At 66.6% G+C, this 13,839-nt stretch carries 12 protein-coding genes; 8 read left to right on the plus strand and 4 right to left on the minus strand.

Translation table 11 applies throughout. The features are described 5' to 3' along the window. Window positions 1-11 precede the first annotated feature (11 nt). Window positions 12-1,214 carry a cysteine desulfurase-like protein gene (locus OG203_RS24190; RefSeq protein WP_405159556.1) on the minus strand — a complete coding sequence of 401 codons (1,203 nt, stop codon included), beginning with the start codon at window positions 1,212-1,214 and terminating at the stop codon, window positions 12-14. A gap of 251 nt (window positions 1,215-1,465) precedes the next feature. Here OG203_RS24190 and OG203_RS24195 point away from each other — a divergent pair, with 251 nt between their 5' ends. The 6 genes from OG203_RS24195 to OG203_RS24220 all read left to right on the plus strand — a co-directional run bounded on the left by OG203_RS24195 (window position 1,466) and on the right by OG203_RS24220 (window position 7,411). Continuing rightward, the gene (locus OG203_RS24195; protein WP_378718045.1) at window positions 1,466-2,071 is read left to right on the plus strand and encodes a bacterial proteasome activator family protein; all 606 of its coding nucleotides are present in this window, start codon (window positions 1,466-1,468) and stop codon (window positions 2,069-2,071) included. Window positions 2,072-2,351: 280 nt separating this feature from the next. After that, the gene (locus tag OG203_RS24200) at window positions 2,352-3,209 is read left to right on the plus strand and encodes an ABC transporter permease (protein ID WP_405167988.1); all 858 of its coding nucleotides are present in this window, start codon (window positions 2,352-2,354) and stop codon (window positions 3,207-3,209) included. A gap of 10 nt (window positions 3,210-3,219) precedes the next feature. Further along, window positions 3,220-4,077, plus strand: coding sequence for an ABC transporter ATP-binding protein (locus OG203_RS24205; protein WP_405159557.1), 858 nt, complete (start codon window positions 3,220-3,222; stop codon window positions 4,075-4,077). Beyond that, a complete protein-coding gene (locus OG203_RS24210; protein ID WP_405159558.1) occupies window positions 4,074-5,135 on the plus strand; it encodes a glycosyltransferase in 1,062 nt (353 codons plus the stop codon). Before OG203_RS24205 ends, OG203_RS24210 begins: the two co-directional genes overlap by 4 nt. A 210-nt stretch (window positions 5,136-5,345) precedes the next feature. Beyond that, on the plus strand, window positions 5,346-6,392 hold the full coding sequence (gene rsgA / locus OG203_RS24215) for a ribosome small subunit-dependent GTPase A (RefSeq protein ID WP_405159559.1): 1,047 nt from the start codon (window positions 5,346-5,348) through the stop codon (window positions 6,390-6,392). Window positions 6,393-6,559: 167 nt separating this feature from the next. Further along, a complete protein-coding gene (locus tag OG203_RS24220; RefSeq protein ID WP_405159560.1) occupies window positions 6,560-7,411 on the plus strand; it encodes an SDR family oxidoreductase in 852 nt (283 codons plus the stop codon). 74 nt (window positions 7,412-7,485) lie between these two features. Here the strand turns inward: OG203_RS24220 and OG203_RS24225 are convergent, their stop codons facing one another. Both OG203_RS24225 and OG203_RS24230 read right to left on the minus strand, forming a co-directional pair. Beyond that, a complete protein-coding gene (locus tag OG203_RS24225; protein WP_405159561.1) occupies window positions 7,486-9,387 on the minus strand; it encodes a glycosyltransferase in 1,902 nt (633 codons plus the stop codon). A 124-nt stretch (window positions 9,388-9,511) separates the two neighbouring features. Further along, entirely contained in the window at window positions 9,512-10,057 is a 546-nt protein-coding gene (locus OG203_RS24230; protein ID WP_405159562.1) for a GtrA family protein, read from the minus strand. A gap of 147 nt (window positions 10,058-10,204) precedes the next feature. Between OG203_RS24230 and OG203_RS24235 the strand changes: the two genes are divergently transcribed. Then, the gene (locus OG203_RS24235; RefSeq protein WP_405159563.1) at window positions 10,205-11,197 is read left to right on the plus strand and encodes a glycosyltransferase; all 993 of its coding nucleotides are present in this window, start codon (window positions 10,205-10,207) and stop codon (window positions 11,195-11,197) included. Continuing rightward, entirely contained in the window at window positions 11,194-12,774 is a 1,581-nt protein-coding gene (locus tag OG203_RS24240) for a DUF2142 domain-containing protein (RefSeq protein WP_405159564.1), read from the plus strand. Before OG203_RS24235 ends, OG203_RS24240 begins: the two co-directional genes overlap by 4 nt. Before the next feature lie 29 nt (window positions 12,775-12,803). On the opposite strand, the gene rfbB is transcribed toward OG203_RS24240, so the two are convergent. Further along, window positions 12,804-13,808, minus strand: coding sequence for a dTDP-glucose 4,6-dehydratase (rfbB, locus tag OG203_RS24245; protein WP_405159565.1), 1,005 nt, complete (start codon window positions 13,806-13,808; stop codon window positions 12,804-12,806). Window positions 13,809-13,839 lie beyond the last annotated feature (31 nt).

The following is a 13,839-nucleotide window of genomic DNA, read 5'->3' on the forward strand; positions in this document are numbered from 1 at the left end:
GCAGTGGGGGTTTACTCCAAAGCTCCGAGGGCGCGGCCGAGCTGGTCGATCTCGAACTTGGTGGTGTAGGGCGCAAGGCCGATGGTGACCGCGCCGCCCTCGTCGTTGACGCCGAGCGCGTCGAGCAGGCGGCTGCCGCCGTGCACTCCGCTGAGGGTGCCGATGCGGTTGTCGGCGAGTTTGGCGGCGACCTTCTCGGCCTGCATGCCAGCGAGAGTGAAACTGACGGTGGGGATTCGGGTGGAGGCGCGGCCGATCACGGTCAGGTTCGCGATCTTGTCCAGCACGTCCATCAGGTGCTCGAACAGCTGATCGTGGTAGTCCTGCAGCGAGGTGATCGACATTTCCAGGCGCTGGCGCCTGCTGCCCCGAGCCCGCTCGTCGAGTCCGGCGAGGAAGTCGATCGAGGTGGTCAGCCCGGCGAGCAGGGCGTACTGGTGGCCGCCGACCTCGAGCCGCTCGGCACCTTTCGCGTAGGGGTTCAACGACATCGAGGGAATCCGGTCGAGGAAGGCCGGATCGCGGAACACCAGCGCGCCGATCTGCGGACCGCCCCAGGCGGGCGCGCTGAGCGCGACCACGTCGGCATTGAGTTCGTCGATGTCGATCAGCGCGTAGGGCGCCGCGCCGAAGGCGTCCGCGACGAGCAGGCCGCCCACCTCGTGCACCCGGTCCGCGGCTACCCGGACCGCGGGCGCGGAGCCGACGATCGGCGAGGCGGCGGTGAGCGCGACCAGCCGCGCGGTGGGCCCGATCAACTCCTCGAACTGCCAGGACGGCATCTCGCAGGTCTCGATCTCCACCTCGGCCCAGCGCACGTGCGCGCCGTACCTATTGGCAATGCGCAACCATGGCGCGACATTCGCCTCGTCGTCCAGCCTGGACAACACGATGCCGGTGCCGAGGCCGAGCCGCGAGCTCAACGATTCGGCCAGCCAGGCGAGCAGCACGGCCCGGTCCGGGCCGAGCACAACGCCCGCCGGATCGCCGCCGACCAGATCCGCCACCGCCTCGCGGGCCGCGTCCAGAATGGCGGCGCTGCGCACCGCCGCACCATTACGACCGATATGCGAAAAAGAGGAAGTTCGGAATCCTGTTGAGACGGCGCGAGATACCGCATCGGGCACCAGCATGCCCGCTTGCGGGTCGAGATGGATCCAGCCGTCGCCGAGGGACGGTATCAGGCCCCGAACCCTCGCGACGTCGTAAGTCATGTTGGCCACTCTAAGGGCAGCGGGCGAGCCTGTGTAACCGCGTTCCCCTCCGCTTCATAGCGGGGGCACAGCGACCTGGGACTCAGCATGGCAACCGACTTTCAGCAAATCCGAACCACACGACCCGAACAGAATAGAACGCCGGCCGGTCGCCATGACGGGGACCGGGCAACCTGGCCGCAGCCGGTTATCCGCGGGCGGGGTGAACACCGACTTAGCGCGTTCGACAGTCACGCGACATGATAGTGACCATGACGCAATCGGATGAGGCACCGGACCACATCGTCGTTGTCGGACCGGACGGCCGCCCGTTGGTCATCCCAGCGGAGGCCGCGGCGGACGCGCCCTTCACCGCGCAGGTGGTGACCGATGAGGACAAGAAGGACGAGTCGGACGACCGGGACGATACCGGCGAATCGCTCGCCGACATGGTCGAGCAGCCCGCGAAGGTCATGCGCATCGGCACCATGATCAAGCAGCTGCTCGAGGAGGTACGCGCGGCTCCGCTCGACGACGCGAGCCGCAGCAGGCTCAAGGAAATCCACAAGTCGTCGGTGCGCGAACTGGAACAGGGCCTTGCCCCGGAACTGCGCGCCGAACTCGAGCGGCTCACGCTGCCGTTCACCGACGACGCGATTCCGTCCGACGCCGAGCTGCGGATCGCGCAGGCGCAGCTGGTCGGCTGGCTGGAGGGCCTGTTCCACGGCATCCAGACCGCGCTGTTCGCGCAGCAGATGGCCGCGCGGGCGCAGCTCGAGCAGATGCGCCAGGGCGCGCTACCACCCGGCATCCATGCCGCCGACCCCCGCGGCGGCCCTGCCAACCATGTGACGGGCGGCTCCGGGCAGTATTTGTGAGGTGCGTACCCGCGTGTGCCAGGCGGGTACGCAGGAATGTCCAAGGGTAGTGTCGAGCACCGTGCCCGCCGCTGCCGCTCGCCCCGACTCGGACACGGGTTCGGGGCGTCCTGAAGAGAGCTCAGTGCGTTCAGATGACAGCTCAGATGAATCCGCGCGCTCGGAGGACGATCCCTCCGACGACAGCGCGGTGCGCTCGGACAACCCCAGCGCGGTGCGCGCCGATGACAGCGCGGCGGAAGAGGATCCGGTGAGTCCAAGCGAGACCTCGACGGCAACCGTGCTTGCCGAACCTGTGGACACCGAACCCCTTCCCTCGGATTCGCAGACCTACCGGCGCGCGTTCAAGGACTTCCGCATCGGTTTCGGGCAGCGGGAACTGTGGTTGTCGCTCGGCTGGCAGGACATCAAACAGCGATACCGGCGTTCGGTGCTCGGGCCGTTCTGGATCACCATCGCGACCGGTGTGCAGGCCGCGGCGATCGGCCTGCTGTACGCCGCACTGCTGAACCAGCCGATCAAGGAATACCTGCCCTATGTGGCAGTCGGCATCATCGTCTGGAATGTGATCAACGCGAGCATTCTCGAGGGCGCCGATGTTTTCATCGCCAACGAGGGGCTGATCAAACAGCTGCCCTCGGCGTTGAGCGTGCACGTCTATCGCCTGGTCTGGCGACAACTGCTGTTCTTCGCGCACAACCTGGTGATCTATTTCGTGGTGCTCGTCGCATTCGGTGTGTGGGAGAAGCTGCACTGGACCGCGATATTCGCCATCCCCGCGCTCGGGTTGCTTTTCCTCAACGCGATGTGGGTGTCGATCGTGTTCGGCATCTTCAGCACCCGCTACCGCGATATCGCGCCGATCCTCGGCAGTCTCACGCTGATGCTATTCGTGCTGACCCCGGTGATGTGGAGCGCGAAGAGCCTTACCGATCGTGGTGGCCAGGTCAGCGACCGCGCGAAGCTGGCCGAGATCGTCCCGACGTACCACTACCTGGAGATCATCCGCGCGCCGTTGCTCGGCGAGGATCAACATCTGTATCACTGGGTGATCGTCGGCTCTATTACCGTGGTCGGCTGGCTCGTCGCGATCTTCGCGATGAAGCAGTTCCGTTCGCGCGTGCCGTACTGGGTTTAGGAGGGGATCGATGACCGACCATGTGAGTATCGAAACCCGTCAGGCCTGGGTCGAATTCCCGATCTTCGATGCCAAATCGCGGTCGCTGAAGAAAGCGTTCCTCGGCAAGGCGGGCGGCGCGATCGGGCGCAACCAGTCCGATGTCGTTGTGGTCGAGGCGTTGAACGACATCACGCTGTCGCTGAAGGAAGGCGACCGGGTCGGCCTGGTCGGGCACAACGGCGCGGGCAAATCTACGCTGCTGCGGCTGCTCGCCGGCATTTACGAACCGACAAGGGGAAGTGCGCGCATCCGCGGCCGGGTCGCGCCGGTCTTCGATCTCGGCGTCGGCATGGACCCAGAGATCTCCGGTTACGAGAACATCATCATCCGCGGCCTTTTCCTCGGGCAGACGCGCAAGGCCATGCTGGCAAAGATGGACGAGATCGCCGATTTCACCGATCTCGAGGAATACCTGTACATGCCACTGCGCACCTACTCGACAGGTATGCGGGTTCGCCTGGCAATGGGCGTGGTGACCTCGATCGACCCGGAGATCCTGCTGCTTGACGAGGGCATCGGCGCGGTGGACGCCGAATTCATGAAGAAGGCCCGGCTGCGCCTGCAGAAATTGGTGGCCCGATCGGGCATCCTGGTATTCGCCAGTCATTCCAACGAATTTCTCGCGCAGCTCTGCGATTCCGCGCTGTGGATCGATCACGGACGGATCCGCCAGCGCGGCGGTATCGAAGAAGTGGTGCGCGCCTACGAGGGTCCGGACGCGGGCAACCATGTCGCGACGGTGCTGCGTGAGTTGGAAGCCGAGCGCGAATTGGAAGCCGAGAAGACCATGGGCACTGAACGAGAACTGGAGCGGAATAAGGCATGAGTGAGCCGACCGGGCAGGACACCCCGATCGAGACCGGGGCGGATGCCCAGGTCGACTCCGCGCCGGAGCAGGGTGGCGCGGCGGGGCCCGTCGGCGATTCCGCGACCGCCTCGAAATCCGTAGTGCCGCAAGCGGACGAGGTGGCAACGGAGACCGGTCCCGGGGCGCGCATCGTAGCCGTCGTGGTGACCCACAAGCGGCGCGAGCTGCTCGCGGAGTCCTTGAAAGTCATTGCGTCCCAAGCTCGTCCGGTCGATCACCTGATCGTGGTCGACAATGCCAACGAGTCCGAGGTCGCGGACCTGGTGCGCGATCAGCCGATCGAGGCCACCTACCTCGGTTCGGCGCACAACCTCGGCGGCGCAGGCGGTTTCGCGCTCGGCATGCTGCACGCGCTGAGCCTCGGCGCGGACTGGGTCTGGCTGGCCGACGACGACGGCAGGCCCGAGGGACCGGATGTGCTTGCCACCCTGCTGGACTGCGCGAAACGACACGGGCTCGTCGAGGTGTCGCCGGTGGTCTGCGACATCAATGAACCCGACCAGCTCGCCTTCCCGCTGCGCCGCGGCGTGGTGTGGCGGCGGCGGCGTTCCGAGCTCGGCGACGAGGATTTCCTGCCAGGCATCGCCTCGCTCTTCAACGGCGCCCTGATCTCCGCCAAGGTCGTCGACGTGATCGGCGTGCCCGACCTGCGCCTGTTCGTGCGCGGCGACGAGGTCGAGGTGCATCGCAGGCTGGTCCGCTCCGGCCTGCCCTTCGGCACCTGCCTGCGGACCGCGTACCTGCACCCCAATGGCGCCGACGAATTCAAGCCGATCCTCGGCGGCCGCATGCACACCCAGTACCCGGACGACCCGATAAAGCGCTACTTCACCTACCGCAACCGCGGCTACCTCATGTCCCAGCCCGGCATGCGCAAGCTGCTGCCCCAGGAATGGATCCGCTTCTCCTGGTTCTTCCTCGTCACCCGCCGCGACCCTGCGGGCCTGCGCGAATGGTTCCACCTGCGCTCCCTCGGCCGCCACGAGCAATTCGGCAAACCCGACCAGCGTCCGTAGCGGTAATAAATCGGTTGTGCGGGTGGCGCAGCCATGTCAAAGTTGGGCAACTGCGAGAGAGGCGAGGAGGTGTTGACCGTGGCTAGGAACCTTCGGATTGTCGTGTTCGGACGAGCTGTGCTTGTGCACGCCGCCACACGGGACGCCACCTCATTCTTCCGTCGCTGAGTCCGCCTTGGGCTCGGTGCCCAACGAAAGACTTCTTCCATCATGGTCGAGTACGACCTTCTTGTTCCTTACGGCTGGACCGAAGCCGTAGCTGACGAATATGCCTCGATGATCGAGGAAACCTGGGTACCAGCCCGGGTTATCCGGATGGATCGCAGCGAATGTGATGTCGCCACGCCGACCGGGGTCGTCCGGGCCCGGTGTCCCCGGGTCGATTCCGAGATCAGCGGGCTGTGCACCGGCGACTGGGTGACGATCGATGCCGAACCCGCTGTGCGGCAACTGCTTCCGCGACGGTCGGCGATCATGCGGTCATCGGTGTCCGGGCGGTCGCAGGCGCAGGTGCTCGCCGCCAATGTCGACACGGTGCTGATCTGCACCGCGGTCGACGCGGATGTCGACCTCGGGCGGCTAGAGCGGCTGCTCGCGCTGGCCTGGGAGAGCAATGCGCAACCCGTCGTAGTGCTGACCAAAGCCGATGCGGCAGTGGATATTCCGATCGACGACGTACGGTCCGTCGCGCCGGGTGCGAGCGTGTTCGCGGTGAGCGCGAACAACGGTACCGGGCTTGACGTGCTCGCCGCTGTGCTCGACGGGACGGTCGCCCTGATCGGCCCGTCCGGCGCCGGAAAGTCCACCCTCGCCAACGCCCTGCTCGGTCAGGAAGTGTTCGCCACCAACGCCGTTCGTGCGGCGGACAAGAAGGGCAGGCACACGACGGTGCATCGGGAGCTGCGGCCGCTGCCCAACGGCGGCACGCTCATCGATACGCCGGGACTGCGCGGGATCGGGCTGTGGGACGCCGCCGAAGGGATCGAGAAGACCTTCAGCGACATCGAATCCCTGGCCGCCGGATGCCGATTCGGCGATTGCGCGCACAACGGCGAGCCGGGCTGCGCGGTCCTGGCCGCCATCGATACCGGCGAACTCGCCCGGCGGCGCCTCGACAGCTACCGCAAGCTGGCCAAGGAGAACGCCTGGATGGCCGCTCGCGCCGACAAGCGTCTGGAGGCCGAGCGCAAACGCGACTGGCGAACCATCACCAAACAGCAGCGGCAGGGCTACCGGGAACGGAGCTCGCGCCGCTGAACCAGAAGCGCGGAGCGGGTGGCACGCGGTTGGCGATCAGCGACCGCCCGCCCCGCGCGACGGACCCCCTATGCAACCCGTTGCATATGACGAGGGTTTACGCTTATTCTGCACACGGTGGAAGGCTGCGGGGTCTTGCCTGCGGCGCTGACGACAGGAGCAGGTCAATGACGGAATCGGGATCAAAGCCGCTCGCGGGCCGGACGCTGATCATGTCCGGCGGTAGCCGTGGCATCGGTCTGGAAATCGCCAAGCGGGCGGCCGCCGACGGCGCGAACATCACGCTGATCGCCAAGACCGATCTGCCGCATCCCAAGCTTCCCGGCACCATCCATACCGCGGCGGCGGAGCTCGAGGCGGCCGGCGGCCAGGTGCTGCCGTTCCTCGGCGATGTGCGCAGCGACGAGTCGGTGGCCGAGGCCGTGCGGCAGACGGTCGAGCGGTTCGGCGGCATCGATCTCGTGGTGAACAACGCCTCGGCGATCGATCTGTCCCCCACCGATACGCTGCCGATGAAGAAGTACGACCTGATGCAGGACATCAACTGCCGAGGCAGCTTCCTGCTGTCCAAGCTGAGCATCCCGCACCTGCGCGCATCGGCCGCGGCGGACCGCAACCCGCACATCCTCACCCTGTCCCCGCCGCTGAACCTCGACCCCAAGTGGGCGGGCAGCTCGCTGGGCTACACCATCGCCAAGTACGGAATGTCGCTCACCACACTGGGTTTGGCGGAGGAGCTGAAGGGCGACGGCATCGGCGTCAACTCGCTGTGGCCGCGCACCACCATCGCCACCGCCGCGGTGAAGAATCTGCTCGGCGGCGAGGAGATGGTCGCCACCTCGCGCACCCCCGACATCTACGCCGACGCCGCCTACCTGGTGCTCACCTCCCCAGCCAAGGCGACCTCCGGCAACTTCTTCATCGATGACGACGTGCTGGCCGCCCACGGCATCACCGACCTCGACAAGTACCGCGTCGTCCCCGGTGACGGCGAACTCACCACCGACCTGTTTCTCTGAACCACAGCACAGCGACGGGCCGCCTCATCGAATGAGGTGGCCCGTCGCTGTTCGGTAAGTGCCCGCGCGGCAACCTATTCCGGCTTGATGCCGTAGAGCCGTTCCCAGTTGGCGCGGCTGGTCAGGTCCGGAACCGCGGCGCGGTACTCCTGCTGGAGAGCGGGCAGTTCGTCGCGGAGGCGGCGCAGCACGTGGATGGTGCGGCGCAGGAGCTGGCGGGCACGGGCCTTGTCGCGCTGCCGGACTCGGACGCCTGACTGTGAGGCGTCGGTGACAACCACGTGGTCGAACAGCGAAACATGCCACCAGTACGCGTCTTCGCGGGTGACGCCGATGACGCCGTGCTGGGTGCGGCCGAACCACTGGTTGATGGCTCGCTTGATCAGCACGAGCACCGGACGGCTCGGTTCGCCGGTGGCACGGCGTAATTGGATGTCACCGGAACGCACCGGCGGAGTCGAGGCCGGATGCTTGATCGTCTCCGGATAGTCGGCACGGGTGCCGCGCGCGGCGGCCAGCGCGTCGATGCCGCCGTCCCGCAACACCTTCGGGCCCTGCAAGAAGTCCTCGATGCCCTGCAACGTGGTGTGCACCAGACCGTACTGCATGGCGACCAGCTGCTCGGCCAGTTCACGGAACAGCTTGCGGGTGATCGCCTTTGCGTCCAGATCGGTGTGCAGCGAGCCGACGATCAACGAGTTGCGCGTGCTGAAGTAGCGCGCCCAGTCGTCGTAGTCCTTCCAGTAGAAGTCCGCGTGCCAGACCGCCGCGTTGGGCAGCGTGACCGTGACGAACCCGTTCTCGCGGGCCCGGATGCCGTATTCGACGTCGTCCCACTGGAAGAAGATCGGCACGGGCAGCCCGATCTTGGCGACTACCTCGGCCGGGATCAGGCAGGTCCACCAGGCGTTGTATCCGGCGTCGACGCGACGTTCCTGGTTCTTCTTGAGCATGCTGGTGTTGCGCAACGCCTTCGGCACCTTCTGCCCGTGCCGCAGCTGCTGCAGATGCACCTCTTCGGCGCCGACATTGAGGTAGTCGGGGTTGAGCAGGAACAGCATCTGCGCGCCGACCAGGGTCGGCTCCACCGTCATGTTGGCGAAGGCGTTGAGCCGCAACACCGTTTCCGGCTCGCACAGGATGTCGTCGTCCATCAGGATGACGTCGGCGTGCTCGTTGGCCGCGGACACCTCGTAGAGCCCGCGCGTGAAGCCGCCGGCCCCACCGAGATTGGGCTGACGGATGTAGCGCAGCTTGTCGCCGAAGACCGGGACGACCTCTTGGTAGCGCGGCCGGTTCTGCACCAGGTCGGTGCCCTGGTCGACCACGTACACCGCGTCGATCGCGGCGAGCACGACCTCGTCGGAGGCCAGCGCCGCGACTGTGTGCGCGCAGTCCTCGGCCCGGTTGAAGGTGCAGATGGCGATCGCGACGGGACGAATGTGGTCCGGCGCCGCGGTGGTCCAGCTGACCTCGGTGATGCCGAGGTCGCCGCCGATGGCGTCGAATTCGAGCCAGATCGCACCGCCGTCGACGTACTGATCCAGCGGCGCGGCGAGCGTCAGCGGGCCGCTCTCGGTGACCTGCGCGGTGTCGATGATCCGCCGATGCCCCGCGATATCGGAGGCTACTAGGCGGACCCTCGCCTTCTTGGTCACGTCGAGCACCATGGCCACCCGCACCTCGGTGACGGTGGTCCAGCGCTGCCAGTAGCTCGCGGCGAATCGGCCGAAGTAGGTGTTGGTGTGCGCGGCCGTACCCTTCTCCAGCCGCAGCGCCTGGCGTTCCCGATGCGCGCGACCCTTGACAACGGCGTACAGCTCGTCGCTCACCTTCGCCGACGGACCGGTGAAGATGCCGCGCTGCAACACCAGCCGATCCGGGGCCTGGTGGTCGGCGCGCAGCGAGGCCGGGGCGTCAACGGCCGGCGCTCGATCGTTCGTTTCGGTAACGGCCTGGGTAGCCGACTGATCCATGAAGTCCTCGAAATCGTTATCGTGCCGGACGGGACAGACTGCCCCTGGATGCCGTTCGCGGCGGGGGTGAGGATATCAACCACCGTGGCTAGCTGCCTGCTCAGCCGTGGTGCCGCCGTGTCTTTTACTGTTGCTGATCGTTCGCTGGCGCGCCGGTAGCGGCCGCGTCGCCGCTCTCGCGCGCGCCGATGAAGACGAACTTGTCGTAGGCCCAGTAGCGGAAGATCACGGCCACGATCTGGCCGATGAGCGTGCCGGAGATGTTGTCCGACAGCGGTGAGGACAGGTGGAGCACGTACCGGGAGAAGCCTAGGCAACCCAGTTGCAGGCCGATCGCGACGATATTGAAGACCGCGTACAGAAGGTATTCGCGCCCGGGGTTGTCGGTCTTCTTGTGCGCGAACGTCCACCACTTGTTACCGAAATAGGTGACCACCGTTGCCACCGCGATCGCGATGATCTTGGCGGGCAATGGGTAGTGATAGAGCAGACCCTCGCCGCCCCAGAAGACCAGGAGGTTGTAGGTGCCCGCGTCCACTAGGAAGCCGATCGCCCCGACCACCAGGAACGCGCTGCCCTGCCGCAGCGCGGTGAGCACCTTGCGGACGATCGATCCCTCGACGGGCGGCACGGTCTCGCCCGTCCGCGCGGTCGACTCACTGGTTGGCACGGCCCGACGGTACCGCAGCCCGCGCGCGGCATGGCTCGACCGGAAATTCCCCCGTCGACGCGGTGAGGTCGGCCACGCGTCCACTGTGAGTTCCCTGTACCCTCCCGGTGTTCCCACATTCACCACCGATCGCGAGGATTGACCCGGGTGGACTCCACCGAGCTTCGTATTGCCGCCGTGGTGCCGTGCCACAACGAAGAAGCGTCCGTCGCCAAGGTCGTCGCCGACCTACAGGCCGCTGTGCCGGGGATCGTCGTTTACGTCTACGACAATCTGAGCACGGACCAGACGGCCGAACGCGCCCGCGCGGCCGGTGCGATCGTGCGCCACGAGTCCACCAAGGGCAAGGGCAACGTGGTCCGCCGCGCCTTCGCCGACATCGAGGCCGATGTCTATCTGATGATCGACGGCGACGACACCTATGAGGCGTCGGCCGCGCCGCTGATGATCAAGACCCTGCTCGACGGCCCCTACGATCACGTGCTCGGCGTGCGCAGGCAGGACGAGAGCGGCTCGGCGTACCGGGCAGGCCACGAGACCGGCAACAAGGTGCTCAACGGTGTGGTCGGCAAGGTGTTCGGCGAGAACGTCGAAGACATGCTGAGCGGCTTCCGGGTGTTCTCCCGCCGGTTCGTGAAGAGCTTCCCCGCCGTCTCCCGCGAGTTCGAGATCGAGACCGAGCTGACCGTGCACTCGCTGCATCTTCGGGTGCCGAGGACCGCGGTGCCCGTCGATTTCCGCGACCGCCCTGCGGGCAGCGAGAGCAAGCTGCGCACCTATCACGACGGGCTCAAGATCCTCGCGCTGATCATCGGCCTGGCCAGGCACGAGCGGCCGGTCATGTTCTACGGCCTGTTCGGCACGCTGAGCTGGCTGGTCTCGATCATCCTCAGCATCCCGATCGTCGTCGAGTTCTACAACACGGGCACGGTGCCGCGTTTCCCGACGCTGTTCCTCGCCTTCACGCTGCTGCTGCTCGGCAGCCTGGCGTGGACGGCGGGCCTGATCCTGGACGGCATCCGGCGCTCGCGGCACGAGGCCGCACGGCTGGTGTACCTGCGCTACTCCGCGGTGAGCGCGGACGACTTCCATCCGAACGGCAACGGCGGTGACGCCCGCACCGGCGGAGACAGGCCGTGACCGCCACTACCGAGGACAACGGCTCGAATTCGGCTCAGACGCTGGCCGACCCGGCGCCAGCGTCGGCCAATGGAACTCCGAAGTCATTGCCGGACAAGACTACTGAGCGCACGTCGACCGGATCGGCGCGCGATCTCGGCAGCCGGATCGTGGCGCGTCTCGGCGGGGCGACGATCGCCTTCACGGTGCTCGTCGCGATCTTCGGCGGCCTGTTCACGGTGCTCACACCCGCCTTCTGGGGCCACGACGAGATCACCCAGTTCGGCAGGGCCTACCAGGTCGCGCACGGCGGACTGCTGCCGCACAAGATCCACGACGATCGCGGCGTCGCCTACGGCGGTGACGTGCCGACCAGCATCACCGCGCTGATGGGCTACGCGCTGCGCGACTACACGACCAATCCGGAAGAGCCGGGCTCGATGGTCGAGGATCCCGCCGGATACGACCGGCTCGGCGGCGCCGCGGTATCCGACACCACAGAACCCGTCTGGTTCACCAATACCGCCGCCTACTCGCCGGTGCCGTATATCCCTGCCGCCATTGGCATTCGGGCGGCCGAGCTGTTCGGCCTCGACGTCGGCGGCACCATCGAGCTGACCAGGGTCGCCGGACTGCTCGCCTACCTGACCGTGGTCGGCTTCGGCCTGTACGCGCTGCGCAAGCATCGGGTGCAGTGGCTGGCGTTCACCGTCGCGGTGCTGCCGATCGCGGTGTTCCAGGCGGGCACCGTCACCGCGGACACGATGACCAATGCGCTGGCCATCATGGTGTCGGCGCTGCTGGTGAAGGCGCTGTTCCTCGGCGACCGGCTCGGCCGGGTGGAAACCGGTGCGCTGCTCGCCGCGACGATCCTGCTGCCGGTGAGCAAGCCGACCTACGTGCTGCTCGCGATGCTCGTGGTGGTGGTACCCGCGGACCGGCTCGGATTCACCGGCTGGAAGCGCGGAATCCCGTTGGCCTTCGCGGCATTGGGCGGCCTGGTCTTCGCCGTCTGGATGAAGATCGCGTCGCCCACCGGCGACGGCATGGGCCTGATGCGGCCGGAACACCAGTGGCATTCGGTGAAGCCGGGCGAGCAGCTGCGCGGAATCCTCACCGACCCAGGCCATTTCATCAACGTGTTCGGCGAGAGCATCGCGCTGCGCGACGAGCGGTGGTTCAGCCAGTTCTTCGGCGAGCTCGGCTTCGCCTACATCGACGTTCCCGCGCTGACGATGCTGGCCTGCCTGTTCGCGTTCGCGGTGAGCATCGGTATCGCCGATCGGATGAACGCCGCCACCTTCCGGCGCACCCTGCTTGTCGCGCTGACCGTCGCGGCCAGCGTGGCGATGATCTATGTGACGCTGTACATGTCGTTCTCGCCGGTCGGCTACTACATCATCGACGGCGTGCAGGGCCGCTACTTCGTGCCGCTGGCGATCGTCGCGTTCGCGGTGCTGCTGCGCTGGATGCCGTTGCGGCTGACCAACATTGCCGGTCGCACCCCGACGCTCGGCCCTGCGGTCACCGTCATCGTCGCCACCGTCATCGCATTGATCGGCGCGGCCTGGAAGTACTACGACATCGTCTGGGGCTGAACCACAGCCGCACGCTTGAAGGGGTGCGGCTAGTTGAGGGTCTGCTCGCCCGCGGCCACGTAGGCGCGCTCGGTGCTGGCTTTGTATGGGCGCCACCAGGTTTCGTTGTCCCGGTACCACTGGACGGTCGCGGCGAGGCCGGCGCGGAAATCGGCGTAGCGCGGGGCCCAGCCGAGTTCGGTGCGCAGTAGCGTCGCGTCGATCGCATAGCGCTGGTCGTGGCCTGGCCGGTCGGTGACGTGGTCGAAGTCGTCCGGGTCGCGGTCGAACGCCTCCAGGATCATTCGCACCACCGACTTGTTGTCGAGCTCGCCCTCGGCGCCGATCAGGTAGGTCTGCCCGATCCGCCCGCGCTCCAGGATGTCCCACACCGCGCGGTTGTGATCGTCGACGTGGATCCAGTCGCGCACCTGATGGCCCGCGCCGTAGAGCCGCGGCCGGACACCGTCGATGAGATTGGTGATCTGACGCGGGATGAACTTCTCCACGTGCTGATAGGGCCCGTAGTTGTTGCTGCAGTTGGACAGGGTCGCGCGGACGCCGAACGAGCGGGTCCAGGCGCGCACCAGCAGGTCACTGGACGCCTTGGTGGCCGAGTACGGGCTCGACGGGTTGTACGGGGTGCGCTCGGTGAACGCGGGCTCGTCGGGCGTGAGATCGCCGTACACCTCGTCGGTGGACACGTGGTGGTAGCGCACGTCGTAGCGGCGCACGGCCTGCAGTAGCGAATAGGTGCCGACGATATTGGTCTGCACGAACGGCCACGGCTCGGCCAGCGAGTTGTCGTTGTGTGATTCGGCGGCGAAATGCACCACCGCGTCGACACCGCTGACGAGCTCGTCGACCAGATCCAGATCGGCGATATCGCCGTGCACGAAATCGATGCGGTCGGCCACCGGGTCGAGCGAGGCGCGATTTCCCGCATAGGTCAACGCGTCCAGAACCGTTACGGTGGTGTCGGGACGGTCGACAATGGTCTGCTTGACGAAGTTGGCTCCGATGAATCCGGCTCCGCCGGTCACAAGCAATCGCACGCCATGACTCTACGTCGGCGGGTGCGCGAAG

This window comes from Nocardia sp. NBC_01499 (assembly GCF_045040275.1).
Lineage (GTDB): Bacteria > Actinomycetota > Actinomycetes > Mycobacteriales > Mycobacteriaceae > Nocardia.

What these genes read in the sequence shown, in the direction of transcription:
- OG203_RS24190 (WP_405159556.1), bottom strand. Translation starts at nt 1,214, where the DNA reads ATGACTTACGACGTCGCGAGGGTTCGGGGCCTGATACCGTCCCTCGGC.
- OG203_RS24195 (WP_378718045.1), top strand. Translation starts at nt 1,466, where the DNA reads ATGACGCAATCGGATGAGGCACCGGACCACATCGTCGTTGTCGGACCG.
- OG203_RS24205 (WP_405159557.1), top strand. Translation starts at nt 3,220, where the DNA reads ATGACCGACCATGTGAGTATCGAAACCCGTCAGGCCTGGGTCGAATTC.
- OG203_RS24210 (WP_405159558.1), top strand. Translation starts at nt 4,074, where the DNA reads ATGAGTGAGCCGACCGGGCAGGACACCCCGATCGAGACCGGGGCGGAT.
- rsgA (WP_405159559.1), top strand. Translation starts at nt 5,346, where the DNA reads ATGGTCGAGTACGACCTTCTTGTTCCTTACGGCTGGACCGAAGCCGTA.
- OG203_RS24220 (WP_405159560.1), top strand. Translation starts at nt 6,560, where the DNA reads ATGACGGAATCGGGATCAAAGCCGCTCGCGGGCCGGACGCTGATCATG.
- OG203_RS24225 (WP_405159561.1), bottom strand. Translation starts at nt 9,387, where the DNA reads ATGGATCAGTCGGCTACCCAGGCCGTTACCGAAACGAACGATCGAGCG.